Genomic DNA, 16246 nt, shown 5'->3' on the forward strand with positions numbered 1-16246 from the left:
TTACCAATCTTTTTCGTTTTTGTTACTTCTTCTTTGTTCTTTTCTTGAATTGACTTTTTGTTGCAATTCTTGTTCCGCGTTATTAACCGCTTCTAAAATGCTTTCTATTTGTTGTTGGTTTTGACCTGAAGGTTTGGGCTGATTTTCTTGTTGTTTTTCCTTCTCGCTGTTATCATTTTTTGGCTTTGGTTGCTTTTGGTTGTCGTTTTCTTGTGGAGCACTGTCTTTGCCATCACCTTCGTCTTTTGGACTGTTTGGTGGTGGATTATCTTTAAGCATTTTTTTAGCCAAAGCATAATTATAACGCGTTTCTTCGTCTGAAGGATTGTTTCTTAAAGCATTTTTATAACTGTCCACAGCATTGGCATAGTCTTTATCTTTCATAAAAGCATTCCCTAAGTTGTGAAAAGCTTTGTGTTTTTCTTCTTTAGTTTTTGCCAATTCTGTAGCCTGAAAAAAACTGTATTTTGACTCATTGGGTTGATTGCTTTTGTAAATACTGTTTCCTAAATTGTAAAAAGAAGTGGCCTTTGAACTTTTATTTGTATTGGTTGAAGCTCTAAATTTGGCTTCCGATTTAGTGAATTTTTTGTCGTTATAAGCTTTATTGCCTTCGTATAAATTATTGGTTTCATCTTGAGCCAAAACCCAAGTGGATGTCAATAAAAACAAATAGGTTAGGATTTTATTCATGATTTTTTTCTTTAAATAAATTTAACTTATTAAACCAAGCAGTTTTTCTTTCTAAGAAGAACATATCCATTAACAAAAGTAAAAAAGCAATGCCAATAAACCACTGAAATTGCGATTTGTATTCAGAAATTTGTTGGCTTTCGGACTTGTTTTTTTCAATTGCATTTATGGCACTTAGTAAGCTTTTTATGGCTGTTGATGAATTGTTTCCGTTGATGTATTTGCCATCAGTATCACTTGCAATTTCTTTAAGGATGTCTGCATTTAATTTTGAAACTACAATTTCACCGTCAATATCTTTTTTATAGCCTACTACTACTCCATTTTCTAAAAACGGAATGGTGCTTCCTTCTTCAGTACCTAAACCAATAGTTACGATTTTGACTCCTTTTTCTTTAGCTTCATTAATAGCATCGTCCATATCATTTCCGTGATCTTCACCATCGGAAAGCAATACAATTAATTTACTCTTTTTCTTTTTATCAAAAAATGTAAGTGCTAAATTAATGGCATCGTTAATAGCGGTTCCTTGCGAAGACAACATGTTGGTATTCATGTTTTGAATTTGCATTTTTCCCATGCTATAATCTGAAGTTATGGGTAAAATGGGATAAGCACTTGCTGCATAAGCTACAATTCCTATTCGATCGCCGTTTAGTTTATTAATGGTTTGGTTTACAATTTGTTTAGATTTTTCTATTCGGTTTGGAGCTACATCATTCGCCAACATACTTTTGGAAACATCTACTGCAAAAACAACATCAATTCCTTCTAATTGCACCGTTTCCATTTTACTTCCAAATCTAGGATTGCAAAGTGCATAAATGATTAAAGCCAGTGAAATGACAAAAACCACAAATTTCAATACAGATTTTGTTGGAGAATAATCGGGAATTAATTTTTTGAGTAATTCCACATCACCAAACTCCTTTTGTTTTCTTTTTTTCCAAAACCAATTCCACAAGAAAAGCACTACTAAAACTGGAATTAGTAGCAATAAATACAAATATTTTGATTCTTCTAATATATACATTTATATAATTCCTTTTAAAATTGTGTTTCTTAATGTTATTTCAATCAGTAATAAAACCAAAGCAATTAGAGCAAATGGTCTATATAATTCTAAGTAATTGGTGAATTTATTTTCTTTAATTTCTGATTTCTCTAATTTATTGATTTCGTTATAAATGGCTTCAAGTTTTTCATTATCTGTAGCTCTAAAATATTTTCCGTCTGTTTTTTGTGCTATGGTTTTCATTAAATTTTCATCTAATTCTACATCCATTAGTTCAAAAACATATTCACCTGCTAGATTTTTTCTGACAGGAAACAAAGCTCTTCCGTTGGTTCCGATTCCGATTGTGTAAACTTTTATACCGTATTGTTTGGCAATATCAGCGGCCATTTTAGGATCAATAGTTCCCGAATTATTTACACCATCTGTCAATAAAATAACGACTCTACTTTTGGCTTTACTTACTTTTAAACGATTGATGGCTGTTGCCAAACCTACTCCAATTCCTGTGCCGTCTTGCAGTATCGAATTATTGTATTCAATTGATTTGATGGCTTCCTGAATGACTAAATCATCGGAAGTTACTGGAGATTTTGTATAACTTTCTCCTGCATAAACCACTACTCCAATTCTGTCATTTGGGCGTTCCAAAGCAAATTTTGAGGCTACTTTTTTTAAGGCTTCTAATCGATTCGGTTTTAAATCTTTTGCCAGCATACTTCCAGAAACGTCGATGGCCATTACAATATCAATTCCGCTTGTAACATCATCTGAACCTGATGCATCTACCATTCTTGGTCTAGTTAACGCTATAATTAAAAAACATAAAGCAATTACTCTAACATAAAAAAGAAACGGTTTTAATTTTGAAAGTAGTGTTGTGTTGTTTTTAAAAACAGCTGTTGCGCTCATTTTTAAAGTTGCTTCTGTATTTTTCTTATTGAAAAAATGCCAATATACAAGCAATGGAATGGTTAAGAACATCCAGAAAAAATAAGGACTCATAAAGGTTATTTGATCCATCATTACCAATTGGTTTTTTTTAATTCGATTGAGTTGATTACTTTATCCATCATTTCTTGAGCATCTTTATCATTATCGTTGTAAATCAAGAAGAACTCCTGAATGGCATTGTATTGTCTGAAAACTACTATTTCAAATTTCTTTTTTGTGGGATTTTTACCTTCTTTATCAAATTGTGTAAAGCTTCCTTTGGCTTTTAAACCTTTTAAATTGTTAGTTTTGGTCTCAAAACTTTGGGTTTGAGTAAAAATGTTTTTAGCACCATCTGTTTCCATTTTTTTGATTCGATTTTCAATTACTAAATCAGGAATAATTTCAGAAATAGAATCATTTGGATCGATTTTTAAGGTCGTAAGATAAATGGCATATTCGTTTAATGTACTTTCGTATTTAAAAGTACTCATTGGATTTGACTTTTTAGCGTCTTTCCAATTAGGATCTAAAATGCGTTCTAATGGCCTAGGTGTTTCAATCTTGATTGCTGGATCACCATATTCAGAGGTTACCCAATCTGTGTCGAGGATTTCTTTGGCAGAATAGCCTATAAAATTTTCCTTCAAAAAATCATATCCAAGCGTAAAAGCAAATGTTAAAGAAGCTATTAGAAAAAATAGAATGATAATCAATGAAGTTAAAAAGAAACGCTTGTTTTTTTGAGAAACTACTTTTTTAACACTGGTTTTTTCTATAATTTCTTGTTCTTGAGCAATAATTTCCTCTGGTTTTGCTTTTTCTAAATCGATTATAAAAGTAGCCACAATGCTTTTATCTGTTTCTATTTCCGTTTGAACGGGTTTGGATTTGGCAAATTTTACCAAATCAGCGTTTTTTAGCACCGAATAAAACTGATTTATAGTTTCATTGCTTAGTTTTATTTTCTTGTTTTTTGTTTCTTCAATTAAAGCATCAATTAATTCTGAAGAAGTGCTTTCCATGGCTGGAATTGCCATAGACTCTTCAATATAAATTCGGACAATATTGGTTAATTCTGAATAATAATCTTTTACGTTTCCGTTTTGCCAAAGTTGTTTTTTTTCTAGTTCTTCTGAAAATGCAATGGCTTTTTCAATGGGAGACGTGTATTTTTGAGCGGCTTCAATTTTAGATTTGTAAATCATTTTAATAAACATGTAAGCCAAATAGCCTAAAAAAGCTAAAAACATGACATAAAGAAGATATTTCCACCAATCGCTGTTTTGTTTGGTAGTTGCAATTACCCCTTTTATATCGTACATAGGTTGCTTTAATGTATCGACTTTTACATCGTTCACACGAACGGAAGTTGAATCCGAAAAAACATCTTTTTTATTGATTTGAACGGCAATTCGAGGAATTTTATAAATTCCTGAATCAAATTGTGTTAAGCCATATTTTTTTATTAGTTCTAAATTGTTATCTTTTTTAATGGTATCAATTGGGTACGATTCTAAAACCTCTAAACTACCTATATATTTAGGTTCAGGAAAAACTACTAAATCCGACAACTTTACCTTAGCTTTTAAAGTCAAATTGACTTGAGCGCCTATTTTTATTTGAGTAGAATCAATAGAAGTTTGAAGGGTTTGCGAAAAACCAAAACTGCAAAACAAAAGGAAACCGACCCATACAATTGATGATGGATGCGTTACTATTTTTGATTGCAACATTTTTAACATTTTCATAGTTATGTTTTCGTTTTTCATTCGATTGGATAGAAAATAACGATTTGTTTTTTTTAATTTTATTAATTTAAATATAAAACATTCCTAGGCTTTAGTACAGAACATCTCTATTATATTTATTTTATTACCATTAGGGTTTTTAAGATTCTTTAAGAATACCTTTTTAACCTTATAAACACTTAACCTTTTAACCCATTTCTAACTTCAAATTTATCATCATCTTGCTTTGAAATAGCTTAAAAGTTTTTTCACATAATCCTCATCTACTCTAGAGTCGATGGTTCCTGCACCAGATTTTGAAAAAGTCTCTTTAAAATAAGCTACATGTTCTTTAAAATGATTTTCATAATCGCTTCTGGTTTTCTTGGCATTGGTATCTACGTAAATCAACTCATTGGTTTCAGCATCAAGCATTGGAATTACTCCAATGTTAGGAATAGTTTCTTCTCTTTTATCATAAACTCTGATGCCTGTTACATCATGTTTTTTTGAAACAATTTTCAAAGTTGTATCATAATCCTTAACCATAAAGTCTGAAATTAGAAAAACAATGGCTTTTTTCTTCATCACATTAGATAAAAACCTTAATGCATTGGACAAATTTGTTTTCTTGCTTTTAGGTTGAAATTCGATCAGTTCTCTAATGATTCTTAAAACATGAGATTTCCCTTTTTTGGGTGGAATAAACAATTCGATTTCATCAGAAAAAAGAATCAATCCAATTTTGTCGTTGTTATTTGTGGCAGAAAAAGCCAATGTTGCAGCTATTTCGGCTACCACATCGTTTTTGAATTGCTTTGACGTTCCAAAGTTTTCTGAACCCGAACAATCTACTAAAAGCATCATGTTTAGTTCACGTTCTTCTTCATATACTTTTATGTAAGGCTCATTATATTTGGCTGTTACATTCCAATCGATATTTCTAACATCATCACCAAACTGATATTGACGCACTTCAGAAAACGTCATTCCTCTTCCTTTGAAAGACGTATGGTATTCTCCCGAAAAGATGTGATCGCTCAATCTTCGGGTTTTGATTTCTATTTTACGTACTTTTTTAAGAATTTCTTTTGTATCCATTTTTTTAGTGATTAGTAAATAGTGATTAGTGATTAGTAGAAAGCACAAAGCCAATTACTAATTACTAGTTCCTAATTACTACTATGGTACTTCTACTTCATTAATGATTTTATTAATAATATCTACAGAAGTAATATTTTCTGCTTCAGCTTCATAAGTAATTCCAATTCTGTGACGAAGTACATCGTGAACTACTGCTCTAACATCTTCAGGAATTACATAACCTCTTCTTTTAATAAATGCATAGCATTTGGATGCCATTGCTAAATTAATACTACCACGAGGAGAAGAACCAAAACTGATTAACGGTTTTAAGTGGGCTAGTTTATATTTTTCAGGATAACGTGTGGCAAAAATGATGTCTAAAATATATTTTTCGATTTTTTCGTCCATGTAAACTTCCTTAACGACTTCTTGCGCACGAAGAATTTGCTCTGTTGAAATAACCGCTTGAATTTTTTGAAAATTACCCGCTAAACTTTGCTTCATAACGATTCGTTCTTCTTCCATTTTTGGATAATCGATAACTGTTTTAAGCATGAACCTGTCTACTTGAGCTTCAGGTAATGGATAAGTTCCTTCTTGTTCTACTGGGTTTTGAGTTGCTAATACGAAAAAAGGTTTGTCTAAAGTAAACGTTGTATCTCCAATAGTAACTTGTTTTTCTTGCATGGCTTCTAAAAGAGCCGATTGTACTTTAGCAGGAGCACGATTAATTTCATCTGCTAATACGAAGTTGGCAAAAATAGGTCCTTTTTTAATTGAGAATTCATTTTGCTTCATGTTATAAATCATGGTTCCGGTAACATCTGCAGGTAATAAATCTGGTGTAAACTGAATTCGACTAAACGAACCTTCCACGGCTTGAGCTAAAGTATTAATTGCTAATGTTTTTGCTAAGCCAGGCACTCCTTCTAACAAAATATGTCCTTGCCCTAATAATCCAATTAACAATCGTTCTATCATGTGTTTTTGACCCACAATAGTTTTATTCATTTCTCTAGTTAACAAATCAACAAAAGCACTTTCTCTTTCAATCTTTTCATTAATAGCTCTTATGTCTACTGTTGTTATGTTTTCTTCCATTTTATTATTAATTTAGTACGCTATGTGTCGTTTAAATGTTTTTTAAATTTTAACATTTCAAAATTGTGATTTTTTTTAGTTTATTGTTGTTAACATTGCGTTAAAAGTAATAAGATTTTGACCCTTTTGGCAATGATTTATGATATTGTTTTTACTTTTAAGAAAATTTTTAATACATACACTTTATGAATGCAAAACTTTCACCTATTGTAGCTGGAGTTATGAATTGGGGCATTTGGGATAAAAACCTCAACGAGCTCGAAATGATTTCATTAATAAATTCATTTCTAAATCAAAATATTACTTCATTTGATCATGCAGATATTTATGGTGGTTACACTACAGAAGCTGCTTTTGGAAAAGCTTTTTCAAAATCTGGAATTGACCGAAATTCTATTCAGTTGATTACAAAATGCGGTATAAAACTTATTTCTGATGCTAGAAATTATAAAATAAAGCATTACGATTACAGTGCTGAATATATCATTTGGAGTGCAGAAAACTCTCTAAAAAACTTAAAAACAGATTATTTGGATGTGTTTTTATTGCACCGTCCAAGTCCACTACTTCAACCTGACGAAGTGGCTCAAGCCGTAACAAAATTAAAATCAGAAGGCAAAATACGTTCTTTTGGAGTTTCTAATTTTACCAATTCTCAAAGTGAGTTGCTTCAAAAAAGTGTACCCATTGCTTACAATCAAATTCAATTTTCAGCTACCAATTTTGAAGCAATGTTGGATGGAAGTTTGGATTATATGCAAAGCAACCAAATAACACCAATGGCATGGAATCCTTTAGGTGCTGTTTTTAAAGAAAATACCGAACAAACAAGAAGGTTGAAAAAATTGTTGACCAACTTAGTCATTAAATATGAAGTTTCTTCAGACGTTATTTTATTGGCTTGGATTTTACAACATCCATCGAACACGATTCCAGTTGTTGGAACAACTAATATTACTAGAATTCCTCAGTTAAATAAAGCATTAAGCCTTCAACTTGAAAGAGAAGATTGGTTTAGCATTTGGGCCGAAAGTCAAGGAAATGAAGTTCCGTAAAAAATAGTCATTGTTCAGTAGTTGTAGGCAAAATTTAGTGGTTATAACTATGATTTAATAATAAAAAATATGATTAACAAACGCTTGCTCATTAAAAACTTATTGGCTCACAATGATGAGAACAGTTTTTATGACAAAAAGCGTCAACTGAATTTGCATACAAAAGAAGGAAAAGCTAAATTTTTAAAACACATTTGTGCCTTGTCTAATTCCAATCCCACCAACACTTCATTTATTGTAGTTGGTGTTGAAGATGAAACCAATGAAATTGTTGGAGATGATTTTTTTGATGACAGTCGCATTCAAAATTTGGTGAATGCTTATCTTGAAAATCCGCCAAAAATTCAATATGAAAATGTACCTTTTCCTAATTTGCCAATAGATAAAGTTGTGGGTTTAGTTAGCATAAAACCAAATGGAAAGGTTTCTAAGTTCAAAAAAAATATTCATACTATTTTGGCCAATTCTACTTTTATAAGAATAGGAAGTAATACAATGCCAACAGAAGAAAAGGTTTCGTTTTCAAAATTAAATACAGAAACCGTTATCAGTATTGAAAATAATTCGAGAAACAATATTGAATACACCTTGGAAAGTGTTTTAAACTTTATAAATATTACACACAAAGATTTGTCTTCAGAATATAAAGTTTTTAAGGAACTTTTTGTGGTTTGTTGGGCAGGAAATCGTAAAAAAGTAAAAGACAAAACTTATTATTCAAGAGTTGATATTGAATTGGTTAACGAACAAGTAAAATTATTTTATTCTGCTTTAGATGAAATAAGCATATCTTTTGATAATGAATCTTTTACAATAATTGAATATGTTCAGTTGGGTTTGAATGACAAAACCAGTTATTATCCTTTAGAAAAATTAAAGATTACTTTTTTTGATAATGGCTATTATAAAATGGATACCGAATTTTTATTTGAACCACCACAATACAACAGAAAAATGTTGTATCACATTTACAATGCTACCTTAACGTTAATTCAGAAAATGAATAAGGGAAACTCTTTAACTTCTCAAGAAAAAAAAGATGTTGAAAATATTCCGTCGGTTCTAATGATTTGTTACTTGAATGGTTTTGATGAAGCTAAACAAAAGTTAATTGATGCCAAATTAGTTTTAAAACATTTTGAAAATTCCGAAGTTTACATTGCTTTTAAAGAAGCTTTACGGGTTTTGAGAAAAATGAAATATAATAAAAATGAATAACACGTTTGTAATTGGTGACATTCACGGTGGTTTAAAGGCTTTGAAACAAGTTTTAGAAAGAGCAAAAATTACCCGAAATGACACTTTAATTTTTTTAGGTGATTTTGTAGACGGTTGGAGCGAATCACCACAAGTTTTAGATTTTTTAATGGCATTAGAACATACACATTCCTGTATTTTTATAAAAGGTAATCATGATGATTTGTTACTCAACTATTTGAAAACGAATACTTACAACGAGGAATGGTTTAAACATGGTGGAAAATCAACCGTAGAAGCTTATCAAAATTGTGATGAAATGACCCTAAAAAATCACATCGCTTTTTTAGAACGATTAAAGCCTTATCATCTTGATGATGCCAACCGATTGTTCATTCACGCTGGATTTACTAATTTAAAAGGAGTTGCCTTTGAGTTTTTTAAACCGCTTTTTTATTGGGACAGAACTTTATGGGAAATGGCTTTGGCTTTAGATGGAAACATTCCTTTTGAAAGTGACTTGTATCCCAGTCGTTTAAAATTGTATAAAGAAATTTTTATTGGGCACACACCCACCACAAAAATCAATCAAAAAATACCGGTTCAAAAGGCTTGTATATGGAATGTTGATACAGGAGCCGCTTTTCTGGGTTCGTTAACCATTTTGAACATTAATACCAAAGAATTTTTTCAAAGTGATCCCTTGCCTGAATTGTATCCTAACGAAACAGGCCGTAATTAAATTATCTTTTTATATTTGTATCGAATTTAAATACATTACATCATGAAAAAAATTACTACATTTTTAATTATTTTGGTAACTTTTACAGTAAATGCTCAGGTTTTTTCTGGAAAAGGAGATGCAAAATTTCAAGTTGGAGCTAACATGCAAAATGGAGGAACTGGTATAAATGTTACTACCGATTTTGGTTTAGGTGAAAATATGTCTTATGGTTTTGCGGCAACTTACTTATTAAATGCTGATAGAATAGCAGATGTTAAACCTGATTTTGAAGACCGAGTAGATTTAAGACTTCGTTTTAATGCGAATATTGGAAGTGTTTTAAACATTAATGATGCCTTAGATGTTTATCCTGGATTGAGTTTAGGACTAAGAAATTTTGGAGGTCATGTTGGAGCTCGTTATTTCTTTACGGATGGTTTCGGGGTGTATTCGGAAGTGGGTTTTCCTATTGCGAGCTATAAAAATAATTTAGTGGGTTTTGATAAATACAACAATCAATTTACTTTTAACATTGGAGCTAGTTTCAATTTATAAAATATTAAAATGAGTATAGTTACCGAAAAAAGATTAAAAGACCGAAGTAATTCGGTGTGTGAAATTAGTGGAAGTGATGAAAATTTAGTAGTATATCTAGTAGAACCTAAAACAGAAGATATTCCTGAGAATTGCGTTTTAATCACTAAAAAACTAAAAGATCAAATTGAACATCCAGAAACTACTGATGCTAACGATTGGAGAGGTTTAAGTGATAGCATGTGGAATGAAAATCTTCCGGTTCAAATTGTCTCTTGGAGAATGCATGCCCGTTTAAAAAATATGGATATGTTAGAAATGATGTATCTTGATGAAGATGCTTTGGAATGGGCCAAAGCTACTGGTGAAGCGGATGACGATGAAGGTAAAATTATTCATAAAGACAGCAATGGAAATGTCTTAAACGATGGCGATTCGGTTGTTTTAATTAAAGATTTAGATGTTAAAGGAGCTAACTTTACAGCAAAACGTGGAGCTGCTGTTCACAACATTAAATTGGTTTGGGATAATGCGGAACACATTGAAGGACGCGTTGAAAATCAACACATTGTTATTTTAACCCAATATGTAAAAAAGACAAAATAAATCATTTGATATAAATTTTTTATTCAACCTCTCAAGAGCACTTAACCTTTGAGAGGTTTTTCTTTTCTTTGTTTAAACCAATTTTACTTTGCTAAAGACTTAAAAACACTTTGCGTTAAAAAAAATTATACCTTTGCTTTATGGAATTTACTTATCCCAAAAATGAAAAGCTAAAAAGCAAAAACACAATAAATGTTCTGTTTAGTGAAGGTAAATCGGTCTCTAAATATCCATTGCGATTGGTTTTTGTTGAAAATCGTTTAGAAGAATCTGAGCGAATTAAAATGGGTGTTTCGGTTTCTAAAAAATATTTCAAAAAAGCAGTAGACAGAAATTATTTTAAACGTGTTTTGCGCGAATGTTATCGTTTAAACAAACACATTTTAGCAAATCATCTTGAAAAACCTTATGCTTTCATGTTTTTTTATCAATCTAAAGATCGTTTAACGCATCAAGAAATTAATGAAAAAACCATTCAATTGTTCCAAAAATTTGTTGAAAATGTTAAGTAAAACCTAACTTTGGTTTACTTTTTGCATATAATTAATTACATTCGTAGTTCCTTTTTATTTAATTCAAACATTATGAAGTCTCTTTTTAGAAAAAGAATTATTTTTCCTATCATAGGTATTGTGTTTTTGTTTGTTGGTGTGAGTTTTAAAAGCGATTTTTTTGAACTTGCCAAACAAATTGAAATATTTACCAATTTATTTAAAACTGTCAACCAAAATTATGTAGATGAAACCAATCCAGGCGATTTGATGGATAAAGGTATCAAAAGCATGTTAAAGGAACTTGATCCTTACACCGTTTTTTTTAATGAGCAAGATGTAATCAAATTCAAAATAAACAATACGGGTGAATATACTGGAATTGGAGCGATGATTACTCGCAAAGACGACAAAGTAATTTTAAAAGAAATTTATAAAGATTTTCCAGCAGATAAAGCAGGTTTAAAAGCAGGTGATGAAATTATTCAAATTGATGATGTAGTACTAAAAGATTTTAAAGATGATGCTTCACAACTTTTAAAAGGAACCAAAAACTCAAAAGTGAACATCGTTTATTTCCGTCAAGGTAAAAAAATGAATGGAACCATTATTTTAGATGAAGTTGAAATAAAAGCCGTTCCTTATTTTAAATTACTAGATGATTCTATTGGCTACATTGTATTGTCTAAATTTACTGAAAAAGCCAGCGCTGAAACAAAAGCAGCTTTATTGGAATTGAAAAAACAAGGAGCAACAAAAATTGTTTTAGATTTAAGAGGAAATCCTGGTGGTTTATTGAGTGAAGCTGTAAATATTTGTAATTTGTTTGTTCCAAAAAACGAAATTATTGTTACTACAAAATCAAAAGTTCAAAAACACAACAATACTTACAAAACGCAATTTGAACCTGTAGATTTAGAAATTCCTTTAGCAATTATTGTTAATGGTCGAAGTGCTTCGGCTTCCGAAATTGTTTCTGGAGCATTACAAGATTTAGACAGAGCGGTTATTGTTGGCAACAGAAGTTTTGGAAAAGGATTAGTACAAAGACCTTTAAATTTATCTTACGGAACACAAGTAAAAGTCACTATTTCAAAATATTATACGCCTTCAGGAAGATGTATTCAGGCTTTAGATTATTCTCAAAAAGACGAAAACGGAAAAGCCATTCGTACCGATTCTAAAAACTTTAATGCTTTCAAAACCAAAAAAGGAAGAGTAGTTTATGATGGTGGTGGTGTTTTGCCAGATGTGGAAGTTGTGGAAACAAAACCTTCAACAGTTTCAAAATCTTTAGAAGCTAATGATGCTATTTTTAATTTTGTAACTGAATTTTATTATAAAAATCAAAACAATCCCAATGCACTTTTTACTTCTAATGAATTTGACTCGTTCAAACAATTTGTAAAAAAGAACGAATATAAACTCAATACAGAAACCGAAAAAGCTTTATTAAATGTTTTAGAAGTTGCTAAAACTGAAAATATTGATGCTACCATTCAATCCGAATATAATGGATTAAAAACTGCTATTGATAAAGCCAATGAAAAGGAAATGGACAAAAATAAAACCGAAATTATTGGGAAAATTAACGATGAAATCATCACCCGATTTGCCTACAAAGAAGGTTTGTTTGAATACGATACTAAAAATAATTTAGAAATTAAAAAAGCCATTTCTATTCTTAATAACACATCAGAATACAACAAAATTCTAAAAAAATAATGCGTTTTCTAACATACCTTTTGTTACTTACTATCTCCATTTCTTATGCACAAGAAGAAGAAGCTATTCAATCCATTTTCTTTGATTTTGATAAGTTTGATATACGTGAAGATCAACAAAAAATATTCAAATCATTTATTGCAACTATTGATACTAGTAAAGTAGAAAGTGTACAAATTTTTGGCTATTGTGATGATAGAGGAAAAGATGCTTACAATTACGATCTATCTACCAAAAGAGCTACAACCGTAAAAGATAGTTTGAATAAATATGGCGTTAAAAACAAAGTAATTATCTCGATAGAAGGTAAAGGAAGAATTTTGATTGATGAAGATTTAGAAAGTAACGTTCCTGCTGCAAGGTCTAAAAACAGAAGGGTTGATGTCTTAATTAATTTTAAACCCCTTTTAAAAGAAAAAAGAACAACTCCCGAAAATTATACCATGCTAAAAAAAGATGTTATTGTTGGAGATGTCATCACCTTAGACAAAGTTCTTTTTGATAGAGGAAGTAGCAAATTAACAACTTCAGCCAAAAAAGAATTGGATAAAATTGCCATCAGACTTCACAGATATCCTAATATTGAGTTGGAAGTTCAAGGACATGTTTGTTGTACGCCTGAGTTTCAAAAAGAAGCTGTAGATATTGCTACCAAAAAAAGAGAACTTTCTGTTAATAGAGCAAAAGCTGTATATAAATATCTGATTTCAAGAAGAGTTAATGCAAAAAGAATGATTTATAACGGTTATGGCAATACAAGACCTTTAGGTAAAGCTAGTGAATTAGACAGAAGGGTAGAATTGGTAATTACAAAAGTGGAATAATTTTAAACAATTATGGATCATCTTAAAAAATCAGGTTTAGTGCGTTGGGGAATTATTGGCTGTGGTAATGTTACAGAAGTTAAAAGTGGACCAGCCTATAAATTAACCAAAGGTTTTGAATTAAAAGCTGTAATGAGAAGAGATTTGAATTTACTTAAAGACTATGCCCAAAGACATCAAATTGAGAAATATTATACCCAAGCCGATGCATTAATTAACGATCCAGAAATTGATGCTGTTTATATTGCCACGCCACCAGATACTCATTTGCTTTATGCTTTAAAAGTAGCAGCTGCAGGAAAACCTTGTTGCATAGAAAAACCATTAACACCTTCCTATGCTGAAAGTTTAAAAATTTACGAGACTTTCAAAGACAAAAACATACCTCTTTTTACTGCCTATTACAGAAGATCTTTACCACGTTTTGAACAAATAAATACTTGGTTAAAAGAGCATAAAATTGGTGAAATTCGAACCATCAATTGGCAATTTTGTAAACCTCCAAGTGCCACAGATTTAGCCGAAACCTACAACTGGAGAACTGATGCAAAAATCGCTCCAGGTGGTTATTTTGATGATTTAGCAAGTCACGGTTTAGATTTGTTCATACATCATTTAGGAACTATTAAAAATGTCTTTGGAATTAGCTTAAACCAACAAAATTTATATGAAGCCAAAGATGCTTTTGTAGCCTGTTGGATTCATGAAAACGGAGTAACTGGAACCGGTAATTGGAATTTTGGAGCATCAGAACACAAGGATGTTGTTGAAATTATAGGAAGTAAAGGTAAAATTACTTTTTCGGTTTTTGAAGAAAATGCTATTACTTTACAAACCAACGAAACAACTATGGAACTTTTTATTGAGCATCCCAAACACGTTCAAATGCCTCATGTGGAAAACCTAAAAAAACATCTTTTGGAAGAAAATTATACCCATCCTTCAAGTGGTTTTAGTGGTTTGCACACCAGTTGGGTTATGGATAAAATATTAGGTAATTTGTCTTAAGAACAATTATTTTCTTTTCATTTGAATATGAGGAATATCATCTTCTAAATACATTTCGCTGGTTTGTTCAAATTGATGCGTTTCATAAAATTTTTTAAGATACTCTTGAGCTGAAATGGTTATTTCTGAAGTTTTGAATTCTTGTTCTACGGTTGCTATAGAAACTTTCATTAATTCGTGACCGAATTTTTTTGCTCTTACTTTTTCACTTACCACTACTCTACCAATAGAAGCTTCTTCAAAATAATATCCTTTATCAAATAATCTGGTGTAAGCTACTAATTCGTCTTCAAAAAAACCTAACACATGAAGTGCTTTCTCATCTTTGCCATCAACATCCTGATAAACGCAATTTTGTTCCACTACAAAGACTTCGCTTCGTAATTGTAATAATTTATATAGCTCTTGTAAAGATAGTTCGTTAAATCGCTTTATTTTAAAGGTAAGCATGATAAATAAAATTAAAAAAGAGCAAATAAACCAATTTCAAAAACGAGTTTCATTGCTCTTTATATGATGAAAAAAAACAGTTTATTTTATAATTTTGGCCGAATTAATTATTGCTTCTAATTCAAAAACGTGATCTCTTTTAGCTTTAGCAGGTAAATAAGTAAATCCTTCAATAATAACGTATCTGTTGTTTTTAGTATCTTTTATGGCATAATTTACAAATGGACCAGCCATAAAATCGTTTTTAAGATACCAAACCCCTTTTGACAAGTAAGTGAATTTATTATTTATTTTAGTTTCAAACAAATAAGGCGGATAAGCTTTGTCAGTTTCCATCCAAGTGTTATCAATCACTCCATGAATGTTTTGTTTTCCGATGGTATCTCTTAAATTGATGATGTTTTGGGTAATTTCACCGTCTTTTTCAACCTCAGCAATTGGCGCTGTGTAAATTAAAATACTGTTATAACCTGAAGTAAATTCTTTTCTTAGCCAAACAAAATCTTTTTTAACCATATCGTATTTATACCCATAACCAATATTCATTTTAAGACCAAAAAGCTTTTCTAATTGTGCATCATCAACCAATGACTTATTCATACGGCGTTGATTTTCTTTAATTTCTCCTTGTTTAATTGAAGTAATTATTTCATCTGCCTTATTTTCAAAAACAGTAATAATGTCTGCCGCTGATTTACCTGAAATTACAAATAAATTTTGTGGTGCTGCGTAAGTGTCTTTTTGAGCAGAAAAAGTGTTTTGTTCACCTTTTTGAATGAAGATGATGTTTCTCCCTTTTTTAACAAATCCGTCAAAAATTTTTGTTGGATATTGATTGATGTTAAAAAGAGGCTCTTCATTTTGCAATCCATCTACTGGAGCGGCTAATTTTTTTCTGATGGAATCTCCTATTTCGCTATTCCAAAGTTGATCGTCAATAAATACAGAAACATTATTGATATTTCCTGATGAATCTCCTACATTAGACTTGTTGGTACTAGTTGTTTCGTTGCATGAATATAAAACTAGCGTTGCAATAATTAATAAGAAAATCTTTTTCATTTTGTGCGTTTT

Annotated in this window: 17 protein-coding genes; 9 read left to right on the forward strand and 8 right to left on the reverse strand. The window is 30.9% G+C overall.

Annotation, left to right across the window (positions count from 1 at the left end; genetic code table 11):
- The 6 genes from ACTF56_RS00140 to ACTF56_RS00165 form a co-directional block, all read right to left on the reverse strand.
- Nucleotides 1-693: a tetratricopeptide repeat protein gene (locus ACTF56_RS00140; protein WP_438964874.1), complete on the reverse strand. Its 693-nt coding sequence runs from the start codon at nt 691-693 to the stop codon at nt 1-3.
- On the reverse strand, nt 686-1726 hold the full coding sequence (locus ACTF56_RS00145; protein WP_438964875.1) for a VWA domain-containing protein: 1041 nt from the start codon (nt 1724-1726) through the stop codon (nt 686-688). The genes ACTF56_RS00140 and ACTF56_RS00145 overlap by 8 nt, the downstream gene beginning before the upstream one ends.
- Nucleotides 1727-2731 carry a vWA domain-containing protein gene (locus ACTF56_RS00150; RefSeq protein ID WP_438965146.1) on the reverse strand — a complete coding sequence of 335 codons (1005 nt, stop codon included), beginning with the start codon at nt 2729-2731 and terminating at the stop codon, nt 1727-1729.
- A 2-nt stretch (nt 2732-2733) separates the two neighbouring features.
- Nucleotides 2734-4392, reverse strand: coding sequence for a hypothetical protein (locus ACTF56_RS00155; RefSeq protein WP_438964876.1), 1659 nt, complete (start codon nt 4390-4392; stop codon nt 2734-2736).
- A 216-nt stretch (nt 4393-4608) separates the two neighbouring features.
- Nucleotides 4609-5472, reverse strand: a complete 864-nt coding sequence (locus ACTF56_RS00160) for a DUF58 domain-containing protein (RefSeq protein WP_438964877.1) — start codon at nt 5470-5472, stop codon at nt 4609-4611.
- Nucleotides 5473-5553: 81 nt separating this feature from the next.
- Nucleotides 5554-6558 carry an AAA family ATPase gene (locus ACTF56_RS00165; protein WP_438964878.1) on the reverse strand — a complete coding sequence of 335 codons (1005 nt, stop codon included), beginning with the start codon at nt 6556-6558 and terminating at the stop codon, nt 5554-5556.
- 185 nt (nt 6559-6743) lie between these two features.
- On the opposite strand from ACTF56_RS00165, the gene ACTF56_RS00170 reads away from it, so the two are divergent.
- From ACTF56_RS00170 to ACTF56_RS00210, 9 genes are all read left to right on the forward strand, one after another.
- Nucleotides 6744-7613, forward strand: coding sequence for an aldo/keto reductase (locus tag ACTF56_RS00170; RefSeq protein WP_438964879.1), 870 nt, complete (start codon nt 6744-6746; stop codon nt 7611-7613).
- Between the two features lie 69 nt (nt 7614-7682).
- Nucleotides 7683-8831, forward strand: coding sequence for an ATP-binding protein (locus tag ACTF56_RS00175; protein ID WP_438964880.1), 1149 nt, complete (start codon nt 7683-7685; stop codon nt 8829-8831).
- Nucleotides 8824-9552: a metallophosphoesterase family protein gene (locus ACTF56_RS00180; protein WP_438964881.1), complete on the forward strand. Its 729-nt coding sequence runs from the start codon at nt 8824-8826 to the stop codon at nt 9550-9552. The genes ACTF56_RS00175 and ACTF56_RS00180 overlap by 8 nt, the downstream gene beginning before the upstream one ends.
- A 42-nt stretch (nt 9553-9594) precedes the next feature.
- Nucleotides 9595-10089 (forward strand): DUF6646 family protein, encoded by a 495-nt coding sequence (locus tag ACTF56_RS00185; protein WP_438964882.1) that lies wholly within the window; start codon nt 9595-9597, stop codon nt 10087-10089.
- Nucleotides 10090-10098: 9 nt separating this feature from the next.
- Nucleotides 10099-10674: a PhnA domain-containing protein gene (locus ACTF56_RS00190; RefSeq protein WP_438964883.1), complete on the forward strand. Its 576-nt coding sequence runs from the start codon at nt 10099-10101 to the stop codon at nt 10672-10674.
- Between the two features lie 140 nt (nt 10675-10814).
- The gene (gene rnpA, locus ACTF56_RS00195; protein ID WP_438964884.1) at nt 10815-11186 is read left to right on the forward strand and encodes a ribonuclease P protein component; all 372 of its coding nucleotides are present in this window, start codon (nt 10815-10817) and stop codon (nt 11184-11186) included.
- A gap of 72 nt (nt 11187-11258) precedes the next feature.
- Nucleotides 11259-12890, forward strand: coding sequence for a S41 family peptidase (locus tag ACTF56_RS00200; protein WP_438964885.1), 1632 nt, complete (start codon nt 11259-11261; stop codon nt 12888-12890).
- The gene (locus ACTF56_RS00205; protein WP_438964886.1) at nt 12890-13714 is read left to right on the forward strand and encodes an OmpA family protein; all 825 of its coding nucleotides are present in this window, start codon (nt 12890-12892) and stop codon (nt 13712-13714) included. The genes ACTF56_RS00200 and ACTF56_RS00205 overlap by 1 nt, the downstream gene beginning before the upstream one ends.
- Nucleotides 13715-13726: 12 nt before the next feature.
- On the forward strand, nt 13727-14722 hold the full coding sequence (locus tag ACTF56_RS00210) for a Gfo/Idh/MocA family protein (RefSeq protein WP_438964887.1): 996 nt from the start codon (nt 13727-13729) through the stop codon (nt 14720-14722).
- Between the two features lie 6 nt (nt 14723-14728).
- Here ACTF56_RS00210 and ACTF56_RS00215 read toward each other — a convergent pair whose 3' ends face one another.
- Together ACTF56_RS00215 and ACTF56_RS00220 are read right to left on the reverse strand one after the other, a co-directional pair.
- Complete coding sequence (locus ACTF56_RS00215; RefSeq protein ID WP_438964888.1) at nt 14729-15172, reverse strand: GNAT family N-acetyltransferase; 444 nt, start codon at nt 15170-15172, stop codon at nt 14729-14731.
- Between the two features lie 81 nt (nt 15173-15253).
- Nucleotides 15254-16234 (reverse strand): DUF4837 family protein, encoded by a 981-nt coding sequence (locus ACTF56_RS00220; RefSeq protein WP_438964889.1) that lies wholly within the window; start codon nt 16232-16234, stop codon nt 15254-15256.
- Nucleotides 16235-16246: the final 12 nt, after the last annotated feature.

Source organism: Flavobacterium sp., assembly GCF_965657075.1.
Taxonomy (GTDB): domain Bacteria; phylum Bacteroidota; class Bacteroidia; order Flavobacteriales; family Flavobacteriaceae; genus Flavobacterium.

What these genes read in the sequence shown, in the direction of transcription:
- ACTF56_RS00165 (WP_438964878.1), bottom strand. Translation starts at nt 6,558, where the DNA reads ATGGAAGAAAACATAACAACAGTAGACATAAGAGCTATTAATGAAAAG.
- ACTF56_RS00145 (WP_438964875.1), bottom strand. Translation starts at nt 1,726, where the DNA reads ATGTATATATTAGAAGAATCAAAATATTTGTATTTATTGCTACTAATT.
- ACTF56_RS00185 (WP_438964882.1), top strand. Translation starts at nt 9,595, where the DNA reads ATGAAAAAAATTACTACATTTTTAATTATTTTGGTAACTTTTACAGTA.
- ACTF56_RS00215 (WP_438964888.1), bottom strand. Translation starts at nt 15,172, where the DNA reads ATGCTTACCTTTAAAATAAAGCGATTTAACGAACTATCTTTACAAGAG.
- ACTF56_RS00205 (WP_438964886.1), top strand. Translation starts at nt 12,890, where the DNA reads ATGCGTTTTCTAACATACCTTTTGTTACTTACTATCTCCATTTCTTAT.
- ACTF56_RS00175 (WP_438964880.1), top strand. Translation starts at nt 7,683, where the DNA reads ATGATTAACAAACGCTTGCTCATTAAAAACTTATTGGCTCACAATGAT.
- ACTF56_RS00140 (WP_438964874.1), bottom strand. Translation starts at nt 693, where the DNA reads ATGAATAAAATCCTAACCTATTTGTTTTTATTGACATCCACTTGGGTT.
- ACTF56_RS00190 (WP_438964883.1), top strand. Translation starts at nt 10,099, where the DNA reads ATGAGTATAGTTACCGAAAAAAGATTAAAAGACCGAAGTAATTCGGTG.
- ACTF56_RS00220 (WP_438964889.1), bottom strand. Translation starts at nt 16,234, where the DNA reads ATGAAAAAGATTTTCTTATTAATTATTGCAACGCTAGTTTTATATTCA.
- ACTF56_RS00155 (WP_438964876.1), bottom strand. Translation starts at nt 4,392, where the DNA reads ATGAAAATGTTAAAAATGTTGCAATCAAAAATAGTAACGCATCCATCA.
- ACTF56_RS00160 (WP_438964877.1), bottom strand. Translation starts at nt 5,472, where the DNA reads ATGGATACAAAAGAAATTCTTAAAAAAGTACGTAAAATAGAAATCAAA.
- ACTF56_RS00180 (WP_438964881.1), top strand. Translation starts at nt 8,824, where the DNA reads ATGAATAACACGTTTGTAATTGGTGACATTCACGGTGGTTTAAAGGCT.
- ACTF56_RS00200 (WP_438964885.1), top strand. Translation starts at nt 11,259, where the DNA reads ATGAAGTCTCTTTTTAGAAAAAGAATTATTTTTCCTATCATAGGTATT.
- ACTF56_RS00150 (WP_438965146.1), bottom strand. Translation starts at nt 2,731, where the DNA reads ATGGATCAAATAACCTTTATGAGTCCTTATTTTTTCTGGATGTTCTTA.
- rnpA (WP_438964884.1), top strand. Translation starts at nt 10,815, where the DNA reads ATGGAATTTACTTATCCCAAAAATGAAAAGCTAAAAAGCAAAAACACA.
- ACTF56_RS00210 (WP_438964887.1), top strand. Translation starts at nt 13,727, where the DNA reads ATGGATCATCTTAAAAAATCAGGTTTAGTGCGTTGGGGAATTATTGGC.
- ACTF56_RS00170 (WP_438964879.1), top strand. Translation starts at nt 6,744, where the DNA reads ATGAATGCAAAACTTTCACCTATTGTAGCTGGAGTTATGAATTGGGGC.